We start from the raw sequence: 26,618 nt of genomic DNA, 5'->3' as shown, positions 1-26,618 counted from the left end.
CGGCCCGCTCGGCTCCGACGACAGATCTTTCGTTCAGCAGGGCGCCGCGCCCTCGTCAGAATCGCGCCCTCGTCAGATGGGTCAGGTGATCACATGGCTGCCGGCACCAGGCGGGCGCAGCCGTCATCCGAGCCGCCCGGGGCGGCGTCCGGATCCCGCCCGGACCCGGACGCGGTGCTGCGGGTCCTGCGCACGCGCAGCGTGGTCCGCGAGTACACCGACGAGCCGATCAGCGATGCCGACGTCGAGGCTCTGGTCACCGCCATGGTGACCGCTCCGACCGCCTCCAACCGGCAGGCGTGGGCCTTCATCGTCGTCCGGGAACCGCAGCGGTTGCTGTCAGTGCGCGCGTTCGCCCCCGGGGTGATCGGGATTCCGTCCCTGCTCCTGGTCGCCTGCCATGACCACTCCCAGTACACCGCCGAGGACGCGAACACCGACCGCCCGCTGGGCCGGTTGTGCGTGGCCATGGCCGTGGAGAACTTCCTGCTCGCCGCGCACGCGCTGGGCCTCGGCGCCTGCCCCGCGTCCTCCTTCCTGCCCGACCCGATCCGGCTGCTGCTGAACATGCCCGCCCATCTCGAACCCGTCCTGCTGGTCTCCGCCGGGCACCCCGCCTGCCCTCCGCACCCGTCCGAACGCCGCGCCATAGACCAGGTGGTCCGCTATGACAGCTACGCCTGACAGCCCCGCGCACCGCGACACCGAACTCGCCCGCCTGGCCGCCTACCTGCTGGCCAGCAGCCGTTGCCTGCTGACCGAACCGTCGAGCTACGGGCCCATCCGGCTGCTGGACGCCGCGCGCCGCACCCTGACACTGCTGGGCCCCGACGGCGCCGCCAACCAGCACTACACGGACGTCCTCGCCCGTATCGAGGACTCCCACCGCGCCAAAACGCCGATCGACGTGGCCGCCCTGCTCGACGACCTGTGCCTGGAGATGGCCCGCGGCCTCCAAGCCGACAAGACGGCAAACCAGCCTTAGCCCCCGCCCCGTCCCGCGCCGTCGACCGCTCCAACTCGACACCGTCGACGCTCCAGGCAGGAGGCTCAGCGGAGCCGAGCGCGTCTCGCGTCGGAGCGGACCCCCGCTGTTGAACCCCGACAAGGGCACCTTGTCTCAGCCAGAGATAAGCGCCGCGCACTACATGGCAATAACGGTTATCCCGTCACCGGCGGCCGACCCTGCGGGGATCGCGGGGACGGGGACGGGGACGGGGGCCTGGGCCACGGCGCCGCGGATCCCTCCGGGAGCGCCCCGGGGGAGTGGAGGAGAAAGCCCCTTACATGCCCTTACACGCGTATGAGCGTGTAAGGGCATGGCCCTGGCGTGTCTCGAAGTGATCGTCTTTGAGGCGGTCGTCCGTATGAGCCTCTACTCGGGCGCCTCTGCAGGTCGCAACTGGACGATCGTGTCTCAAAAACTGCGCCCGCGAACTACATCTCGTCTCTTGACGTACCACCGGCTTACGAGGCACTTGGCAGGACGTGGTGACCGGGAGGAGACGGACTGTGTGCAGCAGCGTCAGTGAGGGCGGGGTCCAGATGACCCGAAGGCGGAAGCCAAGCGGAGGCACTTTTCTCCATTTGGCCGCCCACTCACCGGCGAGCAGCCGCAGGGACGAAGCGGGACGAAGCGGCGCTGGGTGAACGCGGCGATGGCTGCGTTTCCGCAGGCCGAACGTAGTGGGTCGCGTGGGACTCGAACCCACAACCTACGGATTAAAGGCTACTTATCATGAGATTCGGCGGGATGCGGTAAATCGGGCTTCGGCGGTCGTTGCTGACCACCGCGTCTTTGCTTTGCCCTCCAGCGGTGCGCGACGGTGGGGCGGTTCAGCAACCTGATCTTCGTGTGGACACGGTCGTGGCCCGCCCTCGTGCGGGTCGGCCTGGACCGGTCACGGGTTGATCTTGCGCAGTATGGGTTGCTTTCTGGGATCCTGTGCTGCCTTCGCGCGCTCGGGCCGGGGGCGTCACCGCGCGGAGCAACGAGGAGTCCTTCATGCGGATGCGCTGCATCGGCGTCGTTCTCACTGCCACATCGGTCGCGGCGGGGGCGTTGGCGTCCGGCACCGCCTTCGCCTCGCCGGCGCGGTCGGGTATTGCCACGCAGATCGTGGACACGGCGGCGAGCACTGACCATCTCGACTACGACCACCGGCAGGTCGCGCTGTCGGGCAGGTTGGTGCAGCGGCAGGCGGACGGAACGTCGGTGCCGTTGGCCGGGCACACGGTCCGGGTGTTCGCCGGTGACCGTTCGCATGACAAGGCGAGCACTGACGCCGAGGGGCGTTTCTCGGTCACCGTGACCAACCCCGGCTACCGGATGCTGACCGTCTGCAGCGACCTCGACGCCACCTACGCCAAGGGATGTGCCGATTACCAGTTCACGATTACGTCGCGGCCGACGCGGCTCAGCCTGAACCCGCTGCCCACGAGCTCCATGTTGGGCAGCTGGGTGGCGGTGTCCGGACACGCCGAGGTGCTGACGCCCGCCGGGTGGCGGCCGTTCATCGGCGTGGTCGGTGTGGAGGCGCCGAACTCGCCCGTCAACAACCTCACCGGTATGCGGGTCGAGGCCGACGGCCGGTTCTCCGGCAGAATTCAGATCCGGGCCGGCGCGAGCTGGGTAGCGACGTTGTACTCCGACGCCTATGAGTACGACCGGACGAACTCCACGCCACCGTTGCCGATCCGGGCCATCCACCCGACGGGGATCTGGCTCTATGCGCCGGACAATCGTCTCGTTCCGGGACGGCCGTTCACCTTCCGGGTAGTCACTGACGTTGGTCGCTTCTCGGACGCACAGTCCGACACCGTCGTGACGTGGCCCCTGCCCGACGAACCGTTCAGGCTGTACTTCCGTCCCGACTCCGGCGGCCCGGCCAAGCTCATCGCATCCGGCAGGACCGGCCGGGACGGAACCGTATCGATCACCCACACTCCGAAGGCGGGTGAGCGCGGCACGTGGTCTGCGCGGATCGACCCGAGCGGTGACCTGGCGGGCGGCGTATCCGACAATGTGCACCTGGACATCCGATTCGCCACCGCGTTGCGCCTGTCCGCCAAGCCCGACCCGGTCCGGAAGGGACGCGCACTCACCATGCGCGGGACACTGCTCGCGCCCGGCGGAAAGGCTCTCGGCAAGCGCACAGTGAAGATCTACTTTCAGGCGCGCGGATCGAAGAAGTGGGTCGGCGCGGCCACCGTCCGCACCGACACCCACGGCGCCTTCAGCCGAACCTTCACCGCCAGGCAGGACGGCACATGGCACGCGGTCTTCGCAGGCGACACCCTCGACCTGCCGGTCTACGCGGCCGATTACGTGGACGTCCGCTGACCGAAACCCAAGTTGCCTGCAAGCGCTCTTCGGTGGCGAGCAGGCCGGTTGAGGCGCACCATACGACGCTGGTACATCAGCCGCACGGACGGTGAATGCTCACTAGCCGAACACGCTCCGCGATAGCCAGCATCTCGGCGCCGCTCGCTATGCCGACCGGTAGGTCCTGCTCCTCACCCCACCGAAGACCAGGGAGCCTCGGGTCGTTTGAGCAGGTCAAGCAGGTTCAAACGTCATCGACCAGGCCCATTAAGGCCAGGTGAAGTTGGCCGACTCCGATTGACTGTCCGAGGGCTCTGGTAAACACTAGGAGTGCACGGACGGTCGTCTGCCACTGGAAACAGCGGCACCCGCATCGACGGCTTCAGCCGGCCGACGTGCTCACAGGGTCGCTACCCACGGGTAGGCGGCCTTTGTGAGTTCACCCCATGGATGCATCTTCAAACCATAGGACGTGAGGTTGTGCTTGCGCCGATACAGGCGCGGCGCCAGTTCCGTCAGATACCTGGTCTCGGTGTTGCCGTACCGATCAGGCTCGAAGGCGGCGAAGGTCGCAGAAGCCGAAAGATCCGCCAGTTGGAGCAGTTCGAGGCGCTGCGGTTGGTCCAACCGGCCACCTCGTGAGTCGAGCGCCTCCCAGGCCACCTCGCAGCCCGGCGTTGACCGCAGGCTTTCCTCGTACTCCCGGAGCTTCTCCTTCTTGAACCGCACAATGTGCGCCAAGGTGTAGCTGAGTTCGCAGTCGTGGTCGCGGGCGAACCAGGACAACCGCTCCAGCAAGAACCGAAATGTGAACAGGTAAGCGCGGTCGTCGTTCATCCCCTCCGTGCCCTGCGTGATGTGACGCTTGCACACGACCACACTGGAGATCGTCAGCCAGTCCCGAGTGGCGAGGCTGCACGCCGCGTGCAGACGCTGGGAGTGCTGCTTCAGATTCTTCCAGGTGAGGTGGTCGCCTGGGCGACGGCCGAGGTCCGCGCGCAGCTTGGCGAGCAACTCCTCCGCGTCAAGGCGGTTCTCTTCCCTGAAGATCACCGCGGACATGACGAAGTGGTCACTGGACAGGGGAGTCCTTGACCGTTGCCCGGCCTCGTCGATGTAAGCGATCAGTCGCCCTTGACTCACATGGGGGAGGATACGCCTGCCGGGGCAAAACGGGCGCCTTGATACTTCTTACGTGTCGGAGGCGCGTCGGCCGGCTGTGAGCCACGCCTCAAGCCGAGTCGGGTAAGAGACGCGGGCCACTCAGAATCGCGTTCTGCTGATCAGCGAGTTCCTACCCAACGTCCCATGGAAAGGGAACGTTCCATCCTTTCCATGGCCGGCCGCCCTCGCCTGGACGTGGCCTAGCAGTGGTGAACTAGCTTCATGTAAGGGGTCATAACTCACGCCGGCCGTAAGCGGTTGGACGAGCGGAAGGTGTTGTGCGGGATCTTGCTCGTGCTGCACACCGGGACCGAGTGGGAGTTTTTGCCTCGGGAGCTGGGGTCCGGGTCGGGCATGAGATCCTGGCGCCATCTGGCCGAGTGGCACGTCGCGGGGGTGTGGGAGCGGCTGCATCGGCTGCTGCTGGAGGAACTGCACCCCGCCGGCCAACTCGACTGGTCCAGGGCGGTGATCGACAGCTCCCATGTGCGGACGCTCAAGGGCGGCCCAAAACCGGACCGAAGAAGTTGCTGGCAGACCGCGGCTACGACCACGACAAATACTGTCGGCTGTTCTGGAGGCGGGGCATCGAACCGGTCATCGCCCGCCGCGGCACCGGCCACGGCTCAGGGCTGGGCGTCCACCGCTACGTCGTCGAACGCACCATCGGCCTGCTCCACGGGTTCCGTCGCCTGCGCATCCGCTGGGAGACCCGCGACGACATCCACCAGGCCCTCATGACACCGGCCGCAGCCATCATCTGCTGGCGACGTCTCGTCCGCTAATTCTGTGACTAACTCTCAGCCCCTTGCGGAAGGTGGGAGCGCGGTTTGGATGAGGCGGGTCGAGCCGCCGCGTTGGATCCATAGGCCTCGGCCCGGTGGGAGGGGTGCGGGGTAGTGCGGTGGGAACAGCTGGCCTTCGGAGCGGTCTCCGGACATCTGCAGGGCGCTGGCTCCGCTCTCCCGGACGGCTTGGAGCACGGGTTCGTACAGGCCGCGGCTGGCGCCGGCGACGCGGCGGGCGATGACGAAGTGGAGGCCGATATCGCGTCCGCTGGGGATGAACGGCAGGAAGGGGGCCAAGGGCTGCTGCCCGGCGGTGGTCAGCAGGTCGTAGTCGTCTGCGAGCACGACCACGCGTGGCGCACTCTCGGCTGAGGTGTCGAGGCGCGTTTCGAGCTCTTTCGCCACGGCGGTGGCCAGTCCGGCCGCGAGACGGGCGTTGCCCGCGTAGCCGCCCAGGTACGGCTCGGGGATCACCTCGTGGAGGGTCCTGCGCGGGTCCATGACGGCGAACACCAGTTCCGCGGAGGAATATCGGGCGATGAGGCCGTCGGCGACCAGGCGCAGCAGGGTGGTCTTACCGCATTCCTCGTCGCCGAGGACGAGCAAGTTCTGATCGTCACCGAACAGGTCGAGCAGCACCGGCTCCAGCGCGCGTTCGTCTACGCCGATGGGGACGGCGTCCGGGACGGCGCCCGGTGCGGGGAGGTCCTTTGCGGGCAGAAGGTGAGGCAGGACCCGGACGGCTGGGGCCGTCGGGCCGCTCCATGCTCGGCGTAGGGAGGCGGCTGTGGTCTCGACGACCTCGCCGAGGTCGGCTGCCTCCAGCCTGGAGTCCAGGCGGGGGAGGGCGACGTGGCCGAACAGTTTGGCGTCGGTGAGGGCTCGCCCGGGCTGCTGGGCGGAGATGGTCTCGGCGAGCTTGCGGTCGATGGCCGAGTCGGCGGCGTCGTTGATCCGCAGTTCGACGCGCTGGCCGAAGTTGGACTGCATGGCGATGCGGACGTCGTGCCATCGCAGCATTCCCGCGACGACGTGGACGCCGTAGCCGCCGCCGCGTTGCAGCAGATCGGAGATGTCGTCGTCGATGTCCTCGAAGTCGGTGCGCAGCGCGCCGAACCCGTCGATGAGCAACAGGACGTCGGTGCACGGCAGCTCGGGGACGCGGCCTTCGGCGTGCAGCTGGCGGAGCCTCGCCACCGAGTCGATCCCGTGTTCGCGGAAGACCTCCTGCCGGTGCTCGAGCATCCCCTTGACCTCTTCGACGGTCCGGCGGACCCGTTCAGTGTCGGTGCGTCCCGCGACGCCCCCGACGTTGGGGAGGGAGGCCAGGGCGTGCAGGCCGCCGCCGACCAGGTCCAAGGCGTACACCGACACCTGCTCGGGGGTGTGCGTCAGCGCCAGGGACAGCACCAGCGTGCGCAGCAGGGTGGTCTTGCCGGTCTGCGGCCCGCCGATCACGGCGATGTGGCCGCCGGAGACGGTCAGGTCGAGGTCCCAGCGGTACTGGCGCTGGCGTCGTGGGTCGTCCAGCAGTCCGACCGGTACGTTCATCGGACGGATCTGAGCTGGTGCCTTCAGTCCTTCGGGGGCCTTCTGAGGCGGTCCGATGATCTGGTTGAGCGCGGCGGCGGCGGGGAGCGGCGGCAGCCAGATGTTCTGCACGCGCTGCCCCACGAGCTGACGGACGAACACGTCCAGAAGAGTCGGCCCGGCGCTCCGCTCGGGCATCGCCGCCTCGGCGGCCAGACCTCCTTCAGCGCTCCCGTCCGCCATGCCATAAGCGGGGTATGGCCGGACGGAAGGACGCTCGGTCTCGTCGGCCTCTTCGTCGACCGGCCTGCGATACGGGCCTGAGACGAACCCGCCTTTGAAACGCTGGTAGAGGCTGGTATCGACCTTCAGATAACCGAAGCCGGGCAGCGCGGGGAGGTGAAAGGCGTCGGGCGTGTCCAGAACGGTCCGGGACTCCTCCTCAGAGAACGTCCGCAATCCGATCCGGTACGACAGGTACGTTTCCAGGCCACGCAGCTTGCCGCTTTCGATGCGCTGGCTGGACAGCAGGAGGTGAACGCCGATGCTGCGCCCGATCCGTCCGATCGACAGGAAAAGTTCGATGAAATCGGGCCGCGCCGTCAGCAGCTCGCCGAACTCGTCGATGATGACCAGCAGGTGAGGCAGGGGCGGCAGGTCGGGGCGGTGGTGGGTGCGCTGGTAGTTGTAGTCGCCGATGCTCGCGATGTTCCCCGCGTCCCGCAGGACCTGCTGGCGGCGCTGCACCTCGCCGGACAGGCTGGTGTAGGCGCGTTCGATCAGGCCCGCGTCGTCCTCCAGGTTGGTGATCACACCGGCGACGTGCGGCAGCGAGGCGAACGGCGCGAACGTCGCTCCCCCCTTGTAGTCGACCAGCACCATGCTGACCTGTTCGGGCGAGTGGGTCGCCGCCAGCGACAGCACCAGCGTCCGCAGGAGCTCGCTCTTGCCCGAGCCCGTGGCGCCCACGCACAATCCGTGCGGACCCATGCCCAACTGTGCGGCTTCCTTCAGGTCGAGGATGACCGGCTGCCCGTTGTCGTCGAGGCCGATCGGAACACGCAGGAACGCGCGCTCGCCGCGCGGAGCCCACAGCCTGTGCAGAGGAAGCCGTTCGGCGTCGTCCACGCCCAGCAGCCTGGTGATGTCGAGCGAACCGCTCTGCCGGGCGGTTTCCTCCACCGACTCGGCCGACAGGCGCAAGGGGGCGAGCATTCGCGCCAGTCCGGTCAGCGTGGCGGCCGGGACCTGGTCGAGTTCCCCCTCGAACCTGCCGCCCGTCCGCAGATCCTCCACGAGGACGCGGACGCCATGGACGGTGATGCGGACGCTGACATCCCCGGGCTCATGCCGTTGATCGGCCAGCAGGTGCACGACCGTCACTCCCAGCCCGGCCGGCGGAATCGTGTCATCGGGACGGACGAGCTCAGTCGCGACCGACCCATGAGAGTCGAAGACGAGAACCAGACGGCGCAGGAGCCGGTAGGCCTCCTTCTGGCCGAGACCGCGACGGATCTCGGTCGCGAAATCGGTACGTTCCTTCAGCTCGTCCGCCAGCGTCCAGCTGAGCTGCTGCGCGGACGGGGAGATGAGCCGGGCGCGGACGGGCCCGTCCTTGCGGTCCTGGTCCTGGGTGTGCGGCATCCACTTCGCCCAATCCCAGTCGGCCAGGCCGTTCGGCGCGTGAACGACGCCGAGCGCGACGTCCTCAGGTGCGTGGAAGGCCGTGAGCTGCGCGAGGATCGCCCGGATGACCGCGAGGACGTCTGCGCGCTCGCCCACGATGCTCACATTGCCTGCCATGTCCAGGGGCACGGCCAGCGGCATGTCCGGGGCGGTTTCGAAGCGCCGCAGCGCGGCCTTGGCCTCGGCCATCATGAACGCGTCGGCCGGAGTCAGCGCGTTGGCCTGCTCGCCGAGTTCCAGGGGCGGGCCGGGCATCTCCCCGGTGCCGATGCGGACCCGCAGGAAGTCGGGACTCTGCCGCCGGCGCTCCCACAGCCGCATCGGATCGCGGACGATGTCGTAGAGCGCCTCGGGCGGCGGGTCGAGCGTTCGCGCCCGGTCCCGAGCGGCCTGCTCGGCTTCCCCGAGCTGCGCCCGGACTTCTTCCAGGTACTCCAGGTACCGCTCGCGCTGGGTTCTCCGCTGGCGTGACACCTGCCCGCGCCGTGACAACAGCAGAGCCGCCCCCGCCAGCACCGCGACCACCAGCATCACAGCCCCCAGCGCCATGAACGCCGGATTCCGCAACACCGTCATGATCGACAGCGACACCATCATGCCGATCATCGGCAGCACGGCGAACAGCTGCGTCCCGGCTCCGCCGGCCTCCGGCAGCTGCGGCGGCGCCTCGATCCGATGCTTCTTCGGCTCTTCAGGAGGCATGACGACCCGCGCGGGCCGATGCACCACTCGCGTTGTCACCGACTCATCCTCCGCCGGACGTCCCGCGGCCTGATCACACGAACAGCGGGTACTGCCGATGCTCGACGACGGCCGTACCGGCCAGCTTGTCGTGAATGCACTGGTGGAACGGACGGTCTCAGAACTGCCACAGAAGGTTCAGCAGCCCGAGCAACGGAACCATGTCCAGGACAGCGGTCGATCAACTTGGCGAGCAACCGCTTCCCCCGTGCACCGACTCCGGCACCTCCACCCGCGAACCGTAAGGAATCCAACGACCCGCCGATCCCGGATGAAGAGGGCCGGGCTGGCCTACATGTCCTTGCGGCGGCCCGACGGAAACCTAAAACCCGGTTCGCTCCCCTGCCATCCTCATGTACATATTTTCGAGGATTCTGCCGCATAGTCGCCTCGGTCGCTTCGCTGTGCGATTAACGTTAGTTAAGAACGCTTATCGTAAGTCTGAGGCGGGTTGACGCTCCATCATGTGATGTCGCGATCGAGGCCTTGCAGCCAAAGAGATGGCCTGCTCATTCGAGTCGCACAGTGTGCGGCTGGCCGTCGTCGAGGATGAGAACTCGGCTCTTGTCCTCCGTGCCGCTTCTCACGGCGCCACTTGGAACGGCCTTCCACGGCACGTCCCCGAGTCTCAGCTTCAGAGACAAAACTGAGCTGAACGCCAGAAGCGGCTTACCAGGATTATCCAGCTCCTCGGGTGCGAACGTAGGAAGATAAAGAGGGTCTTGCCTTTCTGGGAGGGCATGGACGAGCTCTGTAAGGTTCTGGATGTCGCCCTTCAATGTGGCTCGAAGTACACGAATGTTCGTGAGCTTGAGGTCGCGGAGCGGCACGAGCGGGCCGGTCTCGTCCACCCATAGGACAAGATCCTCGCCCTCTGGTGCCGACGAAAGATCGTCGACGCTGACCTTCTCCCATCCCGTGCACTGAGCCGCAAGAGACCAGTCGTCCGACGTCCGGCCCGACGTGGAGACCCAGACCCACCGAGCGTCCTCGGACTGGACGTAAGCGAATCCCGCGTCGCTGCGTTTGGGAACGGTCAATTCCGCATCGATGATATCCGTGATGACCTGGAGTCTCCGACTCCACAAACGTCGCAGGGTGTTCTGGTACTCGCGCGAGCTCTCCGAGATGTCGCGATTGCGCACCTCGAGGGGAGTGCGGCGCTCGTACACCGCCAGGAGGTCACTTTTTTCGGGCGCCAGTGAGAAGCTGATGCCGCGGTCGCCGGGGTAAGGAGATCGGTGATCGAATCCATGCGGATAGATATCCGGAGGAATTCCATCGGGAAATGCCTCGCAGTAGGCCAGTTGCTCCTCTTCAGGGGTCTCGCCGTCATACTCGGGGTTTGTTGTGAGTCTGAGGCGGATGCATGCGTCACATGCGTTCCACTTCTTGACCTCCTGCATGATCACCTCCCCTTGAAGTACTTGTCCATGATACTACCGATGGCCGTGGCGATGGGGCGGGGGTGGGGAGAGAGCTTCCATTCCGCGAATCCCTCGGCCAGCATCTCGCTGGGTTTGGTGGCTCCGTACTTGGAGAGTCCGGCACGTACCGCGTCCCGTCCGCCCGGAATTCCTGGCGACAGGCTGTCGGGGTCTACTGGGATCCCGAGCTTCCGGAATTCTTTGGAAAGCTCGTCCCGAAAATGAGGGTTGGCGAGCAGTTTTCGACCGATCTGGTGCCCGAACTCATGGTAGATCGTTCCTTCGGCCGTGCCGCTTCCGGGAACCTGCCATCCGCTGGCGGCATCTTCGTTCGCCCTCTGCAACGTGCTGCCGTGGTCGGCGAAGAAGTTCTGGTTGAGATATATGCCCTTCGGTGGAGTGACCAGGTTACGAAATACTTCGCCGTCATGGACCGAATACCCGAGCGCCTGAGCAGCCCCCGGGTTGGACTGCATCATCTCGTCGAGGCTTTGCACCTTCACCTGGTCCATGCCGCTGAACACGCCCGGGTACTCGCGCCCCAGCTTTTCGAGCGCCTCGTTTATCTTCGCTGCGTTGGCCGGGTCGATCGGGTGGCTCGAGTAGTCGACGTGCACGCCGTGCCGTTGTGCCAGCGCCCGAGCCTGATCCTCGAGTCGGTGAAGTTCGGCCAACTGCTCAGGGGTAAGGGAAGGATCTGGATGCGCGGGCTCGACGGAGCCACTGCTGTGGGAACTCTCCGGCCCATGGTGTCCGGTCTCGTCGCCATGGCTAGAAGGGCCGTCCTGGGGCCCATGGTCGCGGGGCGGAGCACTGCGTGACGGATCGGTGTCGTGGCCCGGTCCGGTGTGGCCGGGGCGCTCCTGTCCGTTGTGTGCTGATGGGTGCCGGTCGTGCGTGGAGGGATGACCGTTGTCGACGTCGGGATGCTCGCCGCTGCGTTCTTTGGGAAGGGCGCCCTCATGTGCTGCTTTCCTGGGGGCGTCACTCGCCGGGGCATGCCCGTCCTTGCCGTCGCCTCCCACAGAATGCGTCTTATGTGGCGAGTTGGGGTCGTGGGTAGTCCTGTTTCCGGCAGGCGAGTTGCCATGGACGGAGCCGGGATCGTGCCTCGGGCGAGCTCCGGCCGGGGCGAGTTCGCGGTCAGGCGGTGTCGGACCCTCCGCGCGTCCCGGATGGGGGTGGCCGGTGCCAGGCTTGGCCGCTTTTGAGCTGGGAAGGTCTTCGCGCGCCGGCGGAGAGTACTCGTGCGGGTGTTTGGCGTCCAGGCCGATCTTGGTCTTGGTGCCGTGGGGGCCGTCGGCTTCGCCGATGGCGTGGAAGTCGCCGGGGCTGGGGCGCGGGGTTCCGGCGGGCGGCGCTGACGGGGTGTCGACCTTGGGTAGATCGGCGTCCAGGCGGGGGCGGGGCAAGCCCAGATTCCCGTCCTTCAGGTTTCCGGCGAGGCTGCGGACTCCGGTCGCGGTCTTGCCGAGGGCTGTGACGGGATCGAGGGCCTTGGCCCCGCGTGCGGCCCATTCGACGCCGCGGCCCGCCGCGCTGGCCGCGGGCGCACCGGTCTTCTTGAGGGAGAGCAGCATGGCCAGGTTGCCGAAGAGCTGGCCGCCCGCACGGGAAGGGTCGCGCTTCCACTCGTCCCAGGCGAGGAATCCCTTGGCCGTGTCCTTGTTGGTCTTCAGGAAGAAGCCACGCACTCTGGGATCGGCGAGGAGTGCCCAGGCGCCGGGGAAGCTGACCAGGAGGCCGGCCAGGCCGATCTTGCCCATGCCCTCCCAGGAGCTCTTGAGGTTGTCGAAGCCTTTGAGCCCGGTAAGGCTGGCGATGTTGCCCCACGTGACGTCCCAGATGCCGAGACCGAACGACTTCACGCCGTGCCAGACGTCCATGTACAGCGGCTCGTCGGCCTTCTCCGGAGTTCCCCACAGCGGGATGGTCGGTTGGTTGTCGCCCGGCGTGCACAGCCGTAGCTCGTGGCCACCGTAGGCGGCGTAGATGCGGGTGGCGCAGCGTTCCTCGGCCGCGGCCAGGGCGATCGCCTGGGTGCGGACCTCGGATTCGAGCCGGTTGTTCTCCTTGACCAGGTCCGGATGTTTGTCGAGGTCGGCGCCGACCGGGTCGGCCTTGGCGATGAAGGCGTTGGCCTCGTTGAACAGTGTGAGGAGGCGCGCCTTGATCGGCTGGATCTCGGCGGCGTAGGCGTCGAGGGCGTCGGCGACCTTCCAGAGCTGGTCGCCGAACTGGGCGCTCTCGGCCTGGACGGGGAGGGTCGCCTGGCGGAGGCGGTCTCCCTCGGGCGCGTCGTAGACGCCCGGGTTGAGGCCGTGGACCCAGGCGGAGTTGACGTTCTCGCCGCTGGTCTTGATGCCCTGCGCCGCCTTGTGAAGCCTGCCGGCCTCGCGCTGCACGCCTTCCGGGTTGAGAGACTGCGCCAGCATCCCGATGTTGCTGGGAATGATCACTTCTTGCCTCCGCGCAGGTCCTCCACGCGGGGGGCGGCGATCGCGTTCCGCTGGGCGCGGACGGCCATCTCCTCGTCGGCGCGCAGGTAGGCGTTGGTCGCCAGCGCGGCTCCACGGACGCAGTTGGACGTGCGTTTGAAGATCATCGGGATCGTGTACCGGTGATGGTCACTGAACCCGGCGAGCGCCGCCTTCACCCGGTCGCTGCCGCTCGCGTACCCCGCGTCGTAGAGCGCCTCGCCGCAGGTCCGGGCGTAGCCCTCCATCGGCTGGATGGCGGTGATCGTCTTGGACAGCGCGCTCCGCACGCCGAGCGGTTCGATGTTCCAGCCTGATATCGCCATGGCCCCTCGTCCTCGGCAAGATCCCCCTGTATCAGTGGACGAGGGTAAAGGTGGGCAAGTGCGACGGTAAAGACCTATTCGACGTTCATTGGGCTTTCGTGGTTACGTATCCGCTGGTGGCAACGCGGATGGCCTGCTGCGGAACTTGACCGGCCGGAAAGCGTCGGGTTCGAAGCGCGCCGGAGTTGCCGGACTCCGCTGGATCTCCTCGGTGAGCAGGGCCAACGCCTCGCCCATCCTGGCTGTTTCGGCGCTGAGGGCCTGTGCGAGGCCGTCCGGATTCGTGAGACCGATGTCGTCGGATGCGTTGTCCGCGTCCTCGTCCGGCTCGGGCGTCCAGTCGAACTTCATGGCCACCTCCGGGAGGTCGCGTCGGATGAATCGGCCATCACGCACGATACCGAGGGCCAGCCATGGCTACGCTCGACGACCGGTCGACCACGCATCCTCGGAACGGAAGGAACCCGCTCGGTGAGCAACGACGTGATCGCCCTGTTGAGAGATGAGCCGGACGAGGAGGCGATCATCGCCGCGCTGGCGGCCGTGGGTCCGGACGTCGGCGTCACCGCCCTCGGGGAAGGCGGTGCCCTTGAGGTGCGGGACGAAGGGGGGAGATCGTTGCTCCTGGTGGAGGCGCCGATCCTGGTGCGCGTGCGCGGTGAGCTCGAACGCGTGCTGGGTCCGGAGGTCGCGCACGTGGAGCCGCCGGTGTGGTGGGTCGAGGTGCAGGGGAACGAGCAGGTCGCGAACTCCGACATCGCCGCGATGAGGTTCGCCGGAGAGTTGTCGTTGCGCACTGGCGGGTCCATCTGGCCGGCGGATCCGGCTTTCGTCGACCGCGCCGGGTTCGGGGCCGGCGATGCGTGAGCAACCCGCGCTCGACCTGGTCACCGAGCACACGGGAATGCTGTCACTGAACCGGCGGATCGTGTCGTTCTCGATGCGGATCGCCGAGGCGATGCGCTTCTGCGCCGAGACCGAGCGCGAGCTGGTGATCCTCGGCCGCCACACCGGACGCCTGACCTTTCCGCTGCGACGGATGATCACGCCCGGCGTCCGGTGGGCGGTCAAGGGCGCGGACGGCGTTTACTTCGACGGCCTGTCCGGGGCACCTCTTGCCTGGAACGGTTCCGTCCTCGCGCCGGCCGCGGACGCCACCCGCCCTCACCCGCAGTTCGACGCCGCCACGGCTCCGGAGGCCCTCCACCTCCTGGTCACCGCCGTGGCGCGGCATCGTCCGGTGGACCGGCTCGTCATCGGAGGGCTGGCCGAACACCTGTGCCGCGAACTGACCGGGCATGTTCCCGCAGGCTGGGGCACGTGTGAGCCCGTCGCCAACCCGTGGAGCAGCGAGGATGTCACCAGGCTGAGCCGCGACCGGGCACCCACGCGTACGTGGCTCGCGTTCGTCGGGGATCCGAGGGCGCGCAGGCGGGCACTCGGAACCATCGAGGTCGATCGCACCGTCTCAGGGGTGCAGGAGATCGTGAACCTCGCTCTCGTGTGGGAGGGGAGTCAGCCAGTGCCTGACCTGAGTCGTCTCGCGGAAGACGTCGCTCACCGGTTTCGGCTCGACTACCTGGCCGTCCAGAGCGTCCCGGGACGGGCGGACCTGACGACCGAGGCGCGGTTCAACGGCCTTCCGGCCCCGGTGGGGATCGCGCTGGGACCTGGGGCACCGAGGATCGAACCGCCCGTCCGCGACGTGGCAGTCAGGTCGTTCGGTCCGCGAGGAGCCTGGTACGCGATGGGCGACGGCCGAAGCGTCGGCGACTGGGCGAAATTCCAGTCCGTGCTGGAACGACTGGAAGCCGGACGGGAGTGATGACCCTTTGGGACACGGATCGTGACCCGAGTCAGAAGCACCGCAAGAATTGGGTCTTGCGGTGATTGTGGGGGGTTGTGGAATCATGGGCCGGGTTGATCATGACGGGGAATCCGCGAGCGGGCACGGACCGGCGAGCGATTGAGGTGACACGTGGGGCGTTGGAATTACGGCCAGGAAACCCTGATCACGCTGGCCAAGGGCACCGAGGGCTCGACACAGGAACTGGCCACCCTGGTGCGGCAGCTGATCGTCGCGGCCGAGCCACTGGTCGGCAAGTTCGACGGCGCGGGGAAGGCGGCCTTCGACTCGTTCAAGGCGCGCTCGGACGAGATCATCGCCGACCTGACCACCGGGCTGCACTCGGTCAACCGGGGCCAGGTCGGGATGGAGACCGCGTTCGTGACCGGCGACCAGCAGATGGCCGCCGACGCGCACCGCAGCATGGGCGCCGCCGACTTCGACGGGGCCAAGTTCCGCACCGGAGCCTGAGCGAGGGGAGAACACCCATGGGGGCAGGCGGACGACGCGCCTACGACACCGGCGCCTCGCACGAGGCGCAGGCCAACATTCATGCGATCATCTCGCGCCTGGAGGCGCTGATCGGGCAGCACGACGGAGACGTGAAGGCCGCGCTCGCCGACTTCGAGGCCACCAACGTGTCGGCGGAGTACGCGGCCAAGGAGCATCGCTGGCACCAGGCGGCGCACGAGACCCGCGAGATCATCCGGCTCGTCAAGCAGACCCTGGCGACCAACGACCACACCGCGCAGCAGGCGCTGAGCAAGGCGGGCGCCGCGGTGGCGGCCATCTGAGCGTACGTCGACAAGGGGAGGGTCGCGCGCCGCGGCTCCTCCCCTTGACCATGTTCCCGGGAAGGTGACGGTGGCGCGCGACTACGACACCCAGTTGCTGGAGTCGGTGGCGGTGCGACGCCGCCGGCTCCGCGACGCGGTGATGTTCGGATCCGAGCGCGTGCGTCGCGGGTTCGACGAGAGCCTCGTCAAGATCATCGCTGGGCTGTGCGTCGCGGCCGTGCTCTGCGCCGGACTGGTCGGCTGGTCGTTCCTGCGGTCCAAGCTCGCCACGCAGAAGAAACAGCAACAGCAGGCCGAGCAGGCGCAGGCGGCCCCGCCGGACGACGGCACCGCCCCCGTCCCGGCCGGGTGGGTCGGAGCGCAGGTCACCTTCCGCATGCTTCAAGGCGCGCTCACTCGGGCGCATGTACCGCGCAGCCTGTACGTTCTGCCGGGCCAGCCGAGGCCTCCGGCGAGCCGTGTGTCCAGCTACTACGTCGTCAGTCGTGTTCGGAACGGGTTCTCCGGCGGCGTCGTCGAGTTCGACCAGGGGCGGATCGGAGCGGAACTTCCCACCGAGGACGAAGCCTGCCGCTGGCTCTACGGAGAACTCGTCGTCCGGGAGAACGCACCGGCCGTCCTGACGCCGCAGGTGGAAGCGCAGGCGCTTCGCGACGGGCAACGCCTCGCCGACGCGGCACGCCAGAAGATCGACTCCGTGGCGGCGGGCTCGACCGGTTTCCTGCTGCCGCAGGGCACGCTGGTCGACGCCTTCGGGCAGGAGAGCGGTTCGGTGCTGTTCCCCTACGGCCTTCCGTTTGCGCAGCGTGGCTTGCCACCCTCCTCAAGAATCACCGTCGACAGGTCAGCGCCCTCGGGTTACCTGCGGTTCCGGGTCGTCAAGCCGTTCCAGGTGACGGCGTCCGTCTCCGGCCCCAGCGGGGGCAGCACGGGCGGCGGGGTCCGGTTCACGATCACGGCAGGACTGTTCCCGCGCCCGCCCGCGCTGCCCACCCTTCGCTGGCTGCTGCGCAACGGATACGTTGAGCGGATCTCCGGGACCAACATCCCGAAATGACGGAAGTGGAGGAGAACCGTGTGGAGCCGGGTGACCCTGGTCGGAGAGCGCCGAAGGGTCGACGTCGTCCTCCCGTCGCGGGAGCCGGTCGGCGCGCTCATGCCCGACATCCTCGACCTGCTGGGCGACCCGGTCAGGCAGCCGGCGCAACTGCGTCACCTGGTGACCGCCGCGGGCGACGTCCTGCTGGGGGACGCCACGCTCGCCGACCACGCGGTGCGCGACGGCGCGGTGCTGCGCCTGGTGCGCTCGGACGAACCGCTTCCCACCCCGGTCGTGCACGAGGTCCCCGAAGCCGTGGACGGCGCGCTCGCCACGCACGCCCTGCGGTGGAGCCCAGACGCCGCCCGATGGACCGCGATCATCACCTTCGCGCTGGCCGTGCTGTTCGCGGGCATCGTGCTCAACCGCTCCCATGGCGGCGTCCCGGCAAGCGCTGCCACCATCGCGTCGGGCCTGGCCGCCCTTGTGGGAGGCCTCGGTGTCGGGCTGACCCGAAAGGCGCCGCTGGGAACAGCCCTCTCGCTGGGCGGCGGAGCGCTCGTCTCGGTCGGCGTCTGGGCGCTGACCGTCGATCGCGGTTGGCCGGGTTGGAGCCACCCGGCCGGACTCGCCCTGGTCACCGGAACGGTCCTGGTGGCACTGTGCTGGTCGTCGCCGCTCGGACGAGGCGGACTGCTCGGCGGAGCAGTCGTCCTATTGCTCGGCGTCGTGGGGATCACCTGCGAAGCGTCCGACCTGACTCTCGCGCAGACCGGCGCGGTACTGGCGATCGTGTGCGCCGTCCTGCTCACCACCATGCTGCGCGGGGCCCTGGCGCTGTCGGGGCTCACCACGCTCGACGACCAGCGCACCGGCGGAGCGCCCGTCCCCCGGGTGGACGTTTTGACCGCCCTGGCGGCCGCGCACCGCAGCCTCCTGATCGCCACGCTCGCCGTCGCGGTCGCCGCCGGGACCGCCGGGACGATGGTGATCGTAACGTTCGACGCCTGGTCGGCCGTGACCGCGCTGCTGCTGTCGGTGATCGTCGCCAGCAGGGCCAGAGTGTTCCCGCTCGTCCCGCAGAAGGCCGTTCTCTGGCTGGCGTCGATCGTGTCGTACGCAGCCGTCGCGTACGGGTGGGCCGAGCAGGTCTCCTGGGGCGCCTACCCCGGTACCGGGATGCTGCTGGCGCTGGCCCTCCTGCCCGTGGTGGTCCTCACCGCGACACCACCGGAACACCTGCGCGCACGGCTCCGCCGGATCGCCAACCGCATCGAGGCGACAGCCGTGATCGCGCTCATTCCGGTGGCACTGGGTACCTTCGGAGTGTTCACCCGCCTGCTGCACACCTTCTGAGGAGAACCGTCGGTGCCTGACCTCGGTCGGGGCGAGCCGCGCCACCCGCCGCGAGCCCTGCCCGCCCCGGCGGCGATCGACGATCTGACCACGGGCCGGCCCCACGGGGACCCGCTCTGGCGACGTGTCGGACGCGGTGCCGCCCGCCCGTTCGTCCCGGCGGACGAAGCCCGCGCGGCTGCCGAACTCGCGGCGAGCATCCAGCGCCCCGTCACAACCGGCCGCAGGATCGCCGTGGTCGGCATGCGCGGCGGCGCGGGCAAGAGCACGATCGCCGCGCTGCTGGCGACCGTGTTCGCCCACTACCGGCACGACCGTGTCCTCGCACTCGACGTCGACCCCGACCTCGGCTCGCTTCCGCTGCGCTTGGGCGTCACGCGCGGCCTCTCACTCGGCGACCTCGCCACCACCGCAGGCGGCTTCCAGTCCTTCGCAGACGCCGAGCCGCACCTCACCCGCGTCGCCGAACGACTCTGGACCCTGCCCGGAAACCGGGGCAGCATCGGAGACAGCCCCCTCGACGCGGCGATCTACCGAGACACCGCCCTTCCGCTGACCAGGTTCTTCGGGATCACCCTCGCCGACTGCGGATCCGGCATCACCAGACCCCTGCCGCGGGCGGTCCTGGAGGGCGTGCACGCACAGGTCCTCGTCGCCCCCGCCACCTCTGAGGGGGCACGCAGCGTCGGACGCGCCCTCGACTGGATGGCGGCCAACGGCCTGCGCGCCCACGTCCCGCGAACCATCGCGGTCTTCACCGTCAAAAGCCCCCATACCCGCCGAACCCTCGACCTGGACGCCACGTCCGCCATCCTCGCCGACGCCGGTGTCAGCTGCCTGAGACTCGACTACGACCGCCACGTCGCCAGCGGTGCCCCCATCTCCCCACCCCGTCTCGCCGAGGCCACCAGCATCACCGTCACCCGCCTCGCCGCCCTGGCTTTGGATCGCGCTCTCCGCCCCGCCCAGGCGTAGCGACCGAGCTGGGGGAGTGCCGAGCGAACCTCGCTCGGAACACGGCCCGGCGCGCTTGTGGCGGTAAAAACTCGCGCTGGCACCTGGTGATTACTGGTCCTGTCCGGAGCCTCGACACGTGCTCGCGCAGACGGTTGGCGCAGCTATGACCCAACGCGGAACACACGGCGAGGAGACCGTTGCGGGTTCCGGCCAGGTAGGTGAAGACGGCCCCAGAGCCGCCGACCGCGCCGGACTGCCGATCCCCGTGCCGAAGTGGCCGCAGCGCAGCGGCAAGCCGTGACCGGTTGGCGTCAAGTCGGGATAATGCACCAGTGATCCCGATCTACACCACCGACACCATCCCGGTTGACGCGAGCGTGGGTAACGTCCTGCAAGCCTGGCCCGAATGGGTCAACGAGGTCGACGACATCGGGCGCGGGCTCGACCAGCTCGCGCAGAAGGCCGCCGGTCGTGGTGCCCATGCCATCGTGGGCTTGCAAATCTGCAGTTTCTGGAGCGAATCCCGGGTGAGAGCCACGCACAGCCTGGTCGGCACGGCCGTGATGCTGGGCGTCGTCACGGCAACCTAGGTCGGCATGGGCGTTTTCATGCGATGTATCACGGGGCGGGTGTCGCGCATGAGAACGGTCAGCGCCCGTCTCGAACAGCCTCGCCTCGACACTGGTGGGCACTACAGGATCCCTTTGATACCTATGGCGGTTGTGAGGTTCCGGGCTCGATTCGGGCAGTAAGTCCGCGTGTCCCCGACTGGCACGGTCGGCCGATGACCGTGGCCGAATGGCTGCCGCGCTGGTTGGAGAATCATCCGGGTGCGGCGTCGACGGTGGCCGGTTACGCCGATCACGCCTGCCGGTACCTGGTGCCGCTGCTCGGCGAGTTGCTGCTGGCCGAGCTGACGGCCGGACATGTCGAGCAGATGCCGGCCGTGATCGTCGACGAGCATGCGCGGGGCGGTCGGCCGTTGACGGCGGCGACGTTGAGTCGGATTCGCGCGACGTTGCGGGCAGCGTTGAACGCCGCGCCCCGTCAGGGGCTGATCCTGGAGAACCCAACCTCGTTGGTGGTGCTGCCGCGGGCCCGGCGGCCGCGGGCGGTGGTGTGGACCGCCGGCCGGGTGGAGCATCGGCGGCGGACGGGGGAACGGCCGCCGTTGGCGGTGTGGACGGTCGCCCAGACCGGGCAGTTCCTCCACGACATCCGCACCTCCCGCCTCCACGCCGCCTTTCCTCTGATCGCGCTGCGGGGGTTGCGGCGCGGGGAGGCGGCCGGGCTGCGCTGGTGCGAGCTGGACTTGGAGGAGGGCACGGCGGTGGTCTGCCGGCAGTTGCAGCGCCGCGACGCTGGCGTTGGCCGCAGGAGTGGAGTTGAAGGTGGTGCAGGAGATGCTGAGACATTCCAGCATCGGGTTGACCGCCGACACCGACACCAGCGTCCTGCCCGAGGTCGCCCGAAACGCGGCGGAGAAGACCGCCGCGCTCCTGCTGCAGACCGCGGGGATCGTGCCGGGCATCGGCTGCCGTCGCGGCAAGGTCCCGGTCTGGCACAGGCGGCCGGTCCGGCGGGCCGCGGGCCGGTCCGGTGCGGCTGGCCCGCCGTCAGGCGACGCATTCGGACGGGGGCGCGTCGTCCCGGCCTCGGGCCAGGCCAGCCGGATGGCCGCCGGGATCCGGCAGCGCGGCATGACGCCGGCCGCTGCGTGACGCAGAGCCTCGGCTCCCCAGCCCCGGTCGGCGATTGGAAAGGACGACTGCACACCGTCCCCCCGCACCGGCCCGCCGGTCGGTGCCCGGACCCGGCGTGCCCGCGTTGCGCACCGGATCCGAGGCTGGCCCCTGAGGATCTCTGGTCTGCGCCCCAGGTGGGCCTCAGGTCGGCCCCAAGCATGATCCGCAGGATGTGGGCCGGCAGGGTGTTTCCCCTGGTCAAGGTGGTGGGTCGGGTGGTACTCGAACCCACTACCTACGGATTAAAAGGGTCAGCGGCGGAATCCGCGGTTGGGATCGCGGGGGGTGACATTGTTGAAGGGCGTGAACCAGTTGGCGGGGCGCATGTCGCCGATGCCGTTGGTTCCATTGAGGTGGGCCGTGGGGTCCTCGATGCCGTCGAGTGCTTCCTGGTAGAGCAGGAGGATGTCGGAGTCCTGGAAGAACTGGTCGCCGTAGAGGCCCCAGTCGTAGTCGTACGGATGTTTGGGCAACGACTCGTGGTCCTCGTCCTCGAGGTCCTGTTTCTCTTCCAGGATGTCGGGGGCTTGGTCGAGGGCGAGGTGCAGGACCAATTCTTCGGCGAAGCAGCGGGGGATGGGGAGTTCCCCGGCTTCGAGGTCTTCGGCGAGGTCGTCACAGGCACGCGCCATCTCTCGACGCCATTGCCGGGGCTGCTGCAAGGCCAGGCGGGGGAGGTCGGTGAAGAACCCCCAGCTCGGGTCTTCAGAGTTCGGAACGGGATCGTCGTCGTGTTCTTGGAGGTCGTCGTAGGCGGCGTCGGCCATGGTCGACAGCGCCGTGTGGATCAGATCTGCCGATCGTGGGGTCAAGGGCCCGGCGTCGCAGGTTGTGCAGCCCTCTGAGCCGCATGCGCATTCCACGGGAAAGATCTTGGCGAAGTCGGGCATCGTCCCCCACCGCGTCTCGCGACTGTGAAGCGGCTGGGGAGGTCGCCGAAGGCCCCAGCCGGAAGTGAAGGTGGCGGTGATCGGGGAGGAACTCCATGGGGAGAGTTCGTCACCCTTGCGGGGGTGAAGCAGCTCGCCGGTCATCTCGTTGTCGGTGTTGTCGGTACCGGGGATTTGCGGGTGGTCAGCAAGAGCCATCACGGCCCCCACGATGTCGTCGGGGTCTTTTTCGTCTTGCTCTGTGAGGGGGGTCCAGCCGGTGGCGCGGGCGGCGGCCAGGAGCCGCTTCGGGTCGTGTACGTGGACGTCAATGAGGCTGGTGATCCTGACGACCTGTCCGGGGAGGTCTGCGAGCCGAGCGCCGCTGGGCGTCCGGGCGAGCGCATCAACGGTCGCGGGAGTGAGCTCCTCGTCCTCATCTTCCTCGCCATCGGCGAACAAGTCTGCCGCAGGGGCGTCGGCTGTGTGGCCGGTGCCTTGCGAGTGGGTAGGAGCCGGCCAATGACCTGCAAACGCACTGTTCAGCGCATTCCGCAGGGAGGCCGCCGGAGCAGCGGGAAGGAGGGCCAGGATGCGTTCGGCTTCGGCGCGAACCGCGGGCCCTTCGCCCCCATGCCAGGCGGCGGACAGCAGGCCTGTGGCGTTCCGGGCGAGTTCGGGATCGTTGCAGGTGAGTACAGCCTGCAGGACGCGTGGACCACCGCCCGGGGACACCAGAGCGTGGACTCTGCTCTTGCTCGGGGTGTGTTCGCAGTAGAAATCGACAGGGACAGAGTGCTGCTCGGACATGAGGGGCTCTCCGAGGTCTGGCCGCCGCGCAAGGAAGACATGCGGACGACGAGCGTGAGGGAAACGCTGGTAGACGAGGTACGGCCAAGTCTCCAGGCGATGAAAGCTGAAGCCCGCTGGTGTCCCCGGTGCAGCCGGTGGACCCTGTTCGGTGACTTCATGTTACCCGTGAGCCCGTCCACGAAACCAAGAGATTCTCGTGACTCATCTGCACCCGAGCTCGCGACGTACCGGTAGAGACGACACAACGCGTTCGTTTCTGTTGGCGGCCAGATAGGGCATGGAGGTCGTCGACGAGACGTTGCGACTGTCCCTGATCGGCATCGCCGCCGACACCCCCACAACAGCCTGCTCCCACAACTCGACCGGGAACGGCTGGAGACACTCGCCATCATCGGCGGAACGCGGATGGCGAAGAACTCGCTCAAGGGAGCCTCCCGTTCGCGCCTTCCCTCGCCACGGTCGCCCACGCACAAGCGAAGACTCCGCATCATCCTGCCGTTCGGCCGTCGCTGTCGGCTTTCAGACTTCTGTGTCGCTTCCGCCCAGGCCCTCCACAAGTTGATCTGTGGTGGGCCGAGCGGGCCTCACCCACCGAAGTCTTCTACTACGCCCATCACCAGGGTGCGGGTGGCCGGTGTCCACTCCTCGGCCGTTGTGGCGAACAGGAGCTGGTCGGCGCGCAACCACGCTGCTGCCTGGCACTTCTTGCGCACCTTCCGATTGCCCGGCGTTCCGCCGAGGCCCCTCCCGCACCGATCACTCCGGACAGTTATGATCATCACACTCGGAGTGATCATCGTAGGGGAAACCGTGTCCCGACCGACCACCGTCCGCCCGCAGTCCGGTGCCCGGCGCGCCGCCGCCGTGTCGGCGGTGGGACTGGCGGCCGCCGCGCTCGCCGCGCCGACCGTCCCCGCGACGGCGGCGACGGCGACCCGAACGTCGCCGCTCAGTCGTCCGGTGGCCTCTGCCGTCACGTCCGCCGCGCTGGTCTGCGACGCGGCGACGCCGCCGGGTCGACCGGTGACCTTTTCGCCGCCGGTGGGCCTGATCCCTCACCGGACGACCGTCGTCGGCGTGGCCGACTTCACCAACTGCTTCTCGCCGAACGGCTCCCGGCGCGCCGTCAACCACGGTCGCCTGACCGCACGCGGGACGGCTCGCGCGTCCTGCACCACGGCGCGCGTCGAGGACGGCCGCGGAGCGATCACCTGGTACGACGCGAAGGGCCGCCGCCTGGGCACCACCACGGTGCGGCCGGCGCGCGACCAGATCGTCGGCTCCAATCCCGGCGACGCGATGCTCAGCGGGATCGCCACCTCCGGACTCCTGGCGGGAAGCCGGGTGCGCGGCACCGCCACGCCCACCAGCGACGTCGGCCCCTGCGCCATCATCGGCCTGGCCGCCGTCCATGGAAGGGGCAAGGTGACCTTCTCCTGAGCCCTCGCCACGCCGCGGCTCCGGTCGGAATCCGGTGCCGCGTCGCAGTGCGGGCTTTCGGCTGTCATTGCCGACCTTCATCGGCGACGAGCAGGCCACACGTGTGGGTCCAATGCTGATATCGGTCACTGATCAGCGACGGTTCATCCACCTCGCAGATGAGCGATGACGACAGATTTAGCACTTCGTAGCGCACCGGTCGAGCTCGGGCGTGAGTGAGCCCGACCCGATGAAACGAAGTCTTCGGAGCTGTGGCCGACGACGAGCACGCGCCGCGCGACGCCGTGGCGTGTGCGTTGCAGGTCGTGGATAGGCCGGCTTCGCCGACTCCGGCCGTCCTCGCGATCGAACTGTCAAAGCAGATGGAGGCGGGCGGTAAAGCCGCGCGGAGCAGCGTGGACGCACCGGAGTGATCGACTGGCGGGTGGCGTCGGCCGTGCCGCCTCCGTCGGCCGACGGCTCGCTCGACCTGATTCTGCGCGGGTCGTCGCTGAACCTACTGCGGATGCGGGCGCTGGGCGACGGGCGTGGCGCGCTTCGCCCTGGTGGACGGGTCAGCTTCACACACGCAGCCGCGCCGGCCGGGGTGGAGGGGGCGAGTTCGACGCGCCCGGTGGTGGACGCAGGCGGGGTCAGGTAGCGGGGAGGCGATAGGAAAGGAGGACGAGGGGAGGGGTTGTTGTGGCAGGTGAGCGGCTGGAACTGGGTGGCGTTCTGGCGGCGGCGGAGGATGCTGCGCCGGTGGCATCGATCGATGTGGTCGCGCGGAACCTGCGCGACCGGTTCGGAGCGGCCACGGTGTCGTTCCTGTTCGTCGACCTCATCGGGCAGCAGTTGGTGCGGTTCACCCAGGAGGCCGCCTCGCGGAAGGGGCAGCAGGCCGAGCAGGTTCCGCTGGTCGGCAGCGTCTACGACCAGGTGCTGCGCACTCAGCGGCCGACCACGACGCCGGCCGATGGGCGGGGGCAACGGGTGGTCGCCCCGGTCACCAACCGGGGCGACCCCCTCGGTGTGCTGGAGCTGACGTTGCCCGAGGTCAGCGACGAGGTGCTGGAGCAGATCGGGCAGGCCGCGCACGCGCTGGCCTACATCATCGTCACCGACCGCCGCTTCACCGACCTGTACCTGTGGGGTCAGCGCACGACCCGCGTCAGTCTGGCCGCCGAGATCCAGTACCAGTTGCTGCCGTCGTCCGCCTGCTGCGAAGCCGCCGAGTTCACCTTGGCGTGTGCACTGGTCCCGGCGGACGAGGTCGCCGGTGACACCTACGACTACGCCCTCGACCACGACACGCTGCACCTGTCGATCACCGACGCCATGGGGCACGACGTCAACGCCGCGCTGCTGGCGACCTTGCTGGTCAACGCCTCCCGCGGCGCCCGCCGCGCCGGAGCCGATCTGACCGAACAGGCCGACCGGACCCACCAGGCCATGCTGAAGCACGGCCGAGACGCCCTCGCCACCGGCCAGATGCTGCGCATCGCGCTGGACGGCAGCGGCGCCCAGCTGGTCAACGCCGGGCACCCCTGGCCGCTGCGGCTGCGCGACGGCCAGGTCCGCGAGGTCATCTGCGAGGTCGACCTGCCCTTCGGCGCGCCGCTGCCCGGCGATTACCGCGTGCAGCGGTTCGACCTGCGGCCGGGGGACCGGCTGGTGCTCTACACCGACGGCATGCAGGAACGCCGAGCCGCCGTCGTCGACCTGCCCGCCCAGATCAGCGAGACCGCTGCGGAGCACCCGCGTGAAGTCGTGCGGACCCTGACCGCCGCGGTGCAGGAGGCCAGCGGCGGCCACCTGGAAGACGACGCCACCGTCATGTGCCTGGACTGGCACGGTCCTCATCTCGAACCCCGCCACACCGCATCGGAATCCGACACCTGATTCCGTTCTCCACGGCCCGGGTTCCGTCCGGCCGGGGGATGAAAAGGTGGCTTGTGCTGGTCTGACAAGGCGTTCTAGGTTGAAGGTAGAACGTCAGTAGTCACCCCGTCGCGCGGTGCTCGTGCCGTGTCCCTGGTTCACCGGGCGGCGGAGCCGCCCCGGACCCGGCGGTCGAGTCGAACTCCCCCGGGACTGAGGTTGTGCGACCGGTGTGCTCCCCACGCGCCGACGGCCCGCTGTCACGGCAGCGGTGTGTCCGGACGGGCCTGAACCACGACTTCCCCCAGGGCTCGCCGCGGCGTCCGTCGCGGCGAGGATCGCCTCGCGGGAGTCCCCATCCCGGCCGCCTTCCCTCTCTTGCCCTCGAAGGCGGCCGTTTCCTCTCCCGCGAGGCGATTCCCGCTCGTGGCG

The 26,618-nt window shown here is 68.4% G+C and carries 23 protein-coding genes and 1 pseudogene; 17 read left to right on the top strand and 7 right to left on the bottom strand.

Translation table 11 applies throughout. The features are described 5' to 3' along the window. The first annotated feature begins 93 nt into the window (after positions 1-93). The 3 genes from ACFPCY_RS37445 (at position 94) to ACFPCY_RS37435 (ending at position 3,343) form a co-directional block, all read left to right on the top strand. Positions 94-684, top strand: a complete 591-nt coding sequence (locus ACFPCY_RS37445) for a nitroreductase family protein (protein ID WP_378263544.1) — start codon at positions 94-96, stop codon at positions 682-684. Then, positions 668-985, top strand: coding sequence for a DUF6092 family protein (locus ACFPCY_RS37440; protein WP_378263542.1), 318 nt, complete (start codon positions 668-670; stop codon positions 983-985). Before ACFPCY_RS37445 ends, ACFPCY_RS37440 begins: the two co-directional genes overlap by 17 nt. A 1,020-nt stretch (positions 986-2,005) precedes the next feature. After that, on the top strand, positions 2,006-3,343 hold the full coding sequence (locus tag ACFPCY_RS37435) for a hypothetical protein (protein WP_378263540.1): 1,338 nt from the start codon (positions 2,006-2,008) through the stop codon (positions 3,341-3,343). 381 nt (positions 3,344-3,724) lie between these two features. Here ACFPCY_RS37435 and ACFPCY_RS37430 read toward each other — a convergent pair whose 3' ends face one another. Beyond that, positions 3,725-4,468: a DUF3800 domain-containing protein gene (locus ACFPCY_RS37430; protein WP_378263538.1), complete on the bottom strand. Its 744-nt coding sequence runs from the start codon at positions 4,466-4,468 to the stop codon at positions 3,725-3,727. A 279-nt stretch (positions 4,469-4,747) separates the two neighbouring features. Between ACFPCY_RS37430 and ACFPCY_RS37425 the strand changes: the two are divergent. Beyond that, positions 4,748-4,891, top strand: a pseudogene (locus tag ACFPCY_RS37425) (transposase); the annotation flags it as partial. A 125-nt stretch (positions 4,892-5,016) separates the two neighbouring features. Continuing rightward, entirely contained in the window at positions 5,017-5,274 is a 258-nt protein-coding gene (locus tag ACFPCY_RS37420) for a transposase (protein WP_378263536.1), read from the top strand. 15 nt (positions 5,275-5,289) lie between these two features. Here the strand turns inward: ACFPCY_RS37420 and eccCa are convergent, their stop codons facing one another. The 5 genes from eccCa to ACFPCY_RS37395 form a co-directional block, all read right to left on the bottom strand. Further along, positions 5,290-9,234, bottom strand: coding sequence for a type VII secretion protein EccCa (gene eccCa / locus ACFPCY_RS37415; protein ID WP_378263534.1), 3,945 nt, complete (start codon positions 9,232-9,234; stop codon positions 5,290-5,292). Positions 9,235-9,743: 509 nt separating this feature from the next. Next, positions 9,744-10,640, bottom strand: coding sequence for a hypothetical protein (locus tag ACFPCY_RS37410; protein WP_378263532.1), 897 nt, complete (start codon positions 10,638-10,640; stop codon positions 9,744-9,746). Between the two features lie 2 nt (positions 10,641-10,642). Beyond that, the gene (locus ACFPCY_RS37405; protein ID WP_378263530.1) at positions 10,643-13,120 is read right to left on the bottom strand and encodes a hypothetical protein; all 2,478 of its coding nucleotides are present in this window, start codon (positions 13,118-13,120) and stop codon (positions 10,643-10,645) included. After that, a complete protein-coding gene (locus tag ACFPCY_RS37400; protein ID WP_378263528.1) occupies positions 13,117-13,464 on the bottom strand; it encodes a DUF6507 family protein in 348 nt (115 codons plus the stop codon). The genes ACFPCY_RS37405 and ACFPCY_RS37400 overlap by 4 nt, the downstream gene beginning before the upstream one ends. 102 nt (positions 13,465-13,566) lie before the next feature. Further along, positions 13,567-13,815 (bottom strand): hypothetical protein, encoded by a 249-nt coding sequence (locus ACFPCY_RS37395; RefSeq protein ID WP_378263526.1) that lies wholly within the window; start codon positions 13,813-13,815, stop codon positions 13,567-13,569. Positions 13,816-13,935: 120 nt separating this feature from the next. On the opposite strand from ACFPCY_RS37395, the gene ACFPCY_RS37390 reads away from it, so the two are divergent. The 9 genes from ACFPCY_RS37390 to ACFPCY_RS37350 all read left to right on the top strand — a co-directional run bounded on the left by ACFPCY_RS37390 (position 13,936) and on the right by ACFPCY_RS37350 (position 21,180). After that, positions 13,936-14,331: a hypothetical protein gene (locus ACFPCY_RS37390; RefSeq protein ID WP_378263524.1), complete on the top strand. Its 396-nt coding sequence runs from the start codon at positions 13,936-13,938 to the stop codon at positions 14,329-14,331. Further along, entirely contained in the window at positions 14,324-15,289 is a 966-nt protein-coding gene (locus ACFPCY_RS37385; protein WP_378263522.1) for a DUF6177 family protein, read from the top strand. Before ACFPCY_RS37390 ends, ACFPCY_RS37385 begins: the two co-directional genes overlap by 8 nt. Positions 15,290-15,442: 153 nt before the next feature. Beyond that, the gene (locus tag ACFPCY_RS37380) at positions 15,443-15,781 is read left to right on the top strand and encodes a hypothetical protein (protein WP_378263520.1); all 339 of its coding nucleotides are present in this window, start codon (positions 15,443-15,445) and stop codon (positions 15,779-15,781) included. Positions 15,782-15,798: 17 nt separating this feature from the next. Beyond that, entirely contained in the window at positions 15,799-16,104 is a 306-nt protein-coding gene (locus tag ACFPCY_RS37375; protein WP_378263518.1) for a pore-forming ESAT-6 family protein, read from the top strand. A 70-nt stretch (positions 16,105-16,174) separates the two neighbouring features. Then, a complete protein-coding gene (locus tag ACFPCY_RS37370; RefSeq protein ID WP_378263516.1) occupies positions 16,175-17,164 on the top strand; it encodes a TNT domain-containing protein in 990 nt (329 codons plus the stop codon). Positions 17,165-17,194: 30 nt separating this feature from the next. Beyond that, positions 17,195-18,502: an EsaB/YukD family protein gene (locus ACFPCY_RS37365; protein ID WP_378263514.1), complete on the top strand. Its 1,308-nt coding sequence runs from the start codon at positions 17,195-17,197 to the stop codon at positions 18,500-18,502. Between the two features lie 12 nt (positions 18,503-18,514). After that, on the top strand, positions 18,515-19,477 hold the full coding sequence (locus ACFPCY_RS37360; protein WP_378263512.1) for a nucleotide-binding protein: 963 nt from the start codon (positions 18,515-18,517) through the stop codon (positions 19,475-19,477). Positions 19,478-19,791: 314 nt separating this feature from the next. Next, a complete protein-coding gene (locus tag ACFPCY_RS37355; protein ID WP_378263510.1) occupies positions 19,792-20,049 on the top strand; it encodes a hypothetical protein in 258 nt (85 codons plus the stop codon). A gap of 795 nt (positions 20,050-20,844) precedes the next feature. After that, the gene (locus ACFPCY_RS37350) at positions 20,845-21,180 is read left to right on the top strand and encodes a hypothetical protein (RefSeq protein WP_378263508.1); all 336 of its coding nucleotides are present in this window, start codon (positions 20,845-20,847) and stop codon (positions 21,178-21,180) included. A gap of 275 nt (positions 21,181-21,455) precedes the next feature. Here ACFPCY_RS37350 and ACFPCY_RS37345 read toward each other — a convergent pair whose 3' ends face one another. Continuing rightward, positions 21,456-22,883: a hypothetical protein gene (locus ACFPCY_RS37345; protein ID WP_378263506.1), complete on the bottom strand. Its 1,428-nt coding sequence runs from the start codon at positions 22,881-22,883 to the stop codon at positions 21,456-21,458. An 813-nt stretch (positions 22,884-23,696) separates the two neighbouring features. Here ACFPCY_RS37345 and ACFPCY_RS37340 point away from each other — a divergent pair. The 3 genes from ACFPCY_RS37340 (at position 23,697) to ACFPCY_RS37330 (ending at position 26,207) form a co-directional block, all read left to right on the top strand. Next, the gene (locus ACFPCY_RS37340) at positions 23,697-24,326 is read left to right on the top strand and encodes a hypothetical protein (RefSeq protein WP_378263504.1); all 630 of its coding nucleotides are present in this window, start codon (positions 23,697-23,699) and stop codon (positions 24,324-24,326) included. Positions 24,327-24,577: 251 nt separating this feature from the next. Beyond that, a complete protein-coding gene (locus ACFPCY_RS37335) occupies positions 24,578-24,739 on the top strand; it encodes a hypothetical protein (RefSeq protein ID WP_378263502.1) in 162 nt (53 codons plus the stop codon). A 328-nt stretch (positions 24,740-25,067) separates the two neighbouring features. Next, positions 25,068-26,207, top strand: a complete 1,140-nt coding sequence (locus tag ACFPCY_RS37330; RefSeq protein WP_378263500.1) for a PP2C family protein-serine/threonine phosphatase — start codon at positions 25,068-25,070, stop codon at positions 26,205-26,207. Positions 26,208-26,618 lie beyond the last annotated feature (411 nt).

The sequence above is a fragment of the Actinomadura gamaensis genome, from assembly GCF_042652125.1.
Classification (GTDB): Bacteria; Actinomycetota; Actinomycetes; order Streptosporangiales; family Streptosporangiaceae; genus Spirillospora; species Spirillospora gamaensis.
The sequence above is the reverse complement of the archived record's forward strand: the minus strand, read 5'-3'. Positions and strand labels throughout refer to the sequence as shown.

Excerpts from the sequence above, each read along its gene's own strand:
- ACFPCY_RS37435 (WP_378263540.1), top strand. The coding sequence starts at position 2,006 with ATGCGGATGCGCTGCATCGGCGTCGTTCTCACTGCCACATCGGTCGCG.
- ACFPCY_RS37400 (WP_378263528.1), bottom strand. The coding sequence starts at position 13,464 with ATGGCGATATCAGGCTGGAACATCGAACCGCTCGGCGTGCGGAGCGCG.
- ACFPCY_RS37375 (WP_378263518.1), top strand. The coding sequence starts at position 15,799 with ATGGGGGCAGGCGGACGACGCGCCTACGACACCGGCGCCTCGCACGAG.
- ACFPCY_RS37395 (WP_378263526.1), bottom strand. The coding sequence starts at position 13,815 with ATGAAGTTCGACTGGACGCCCGAGCCGGACGAGGACGCGGACAACGCA.
- ACFPCY_RS37410 (WP_378263532.1), bottom strand. The coding sequence starts at position 10,640 with ATGCAGGAGGTCAAGAAGTGGAACGCATGTGACGCATGCATCCGCCTC.
- ACFPCY_RS37445 (WP_378263544.1), top strand. The coding sequence starts at position 94 with ATGGCTGCCGGCACCAGGCGGGCGCAGCCGTCATCCGAGCCGCCCGGG.
- ACFPCY_RS37345 (WP_378263506.1), bottom strand. The coding sequence starts at position 22,883 with ATGTCCGAGCAGCACTCTGTCCCTGTCGATTTCTACTGCGAACACACC.
- ACFPCY_RS37385 (WP_378263522.1), top strand. The coding sequence starts at position 14,324 with ATGCGTGAGCAACCCGCGCTCGACCTGGTCACCGAGCACACGGGAATG.
- ACFPCY_RS37440 (WP_378263542.1), top strand. The coding sequence starts at position 668 with ATGACAGCTACGCCTGACAGCCCCGCGCACCGCGACACCGAACTCGCC.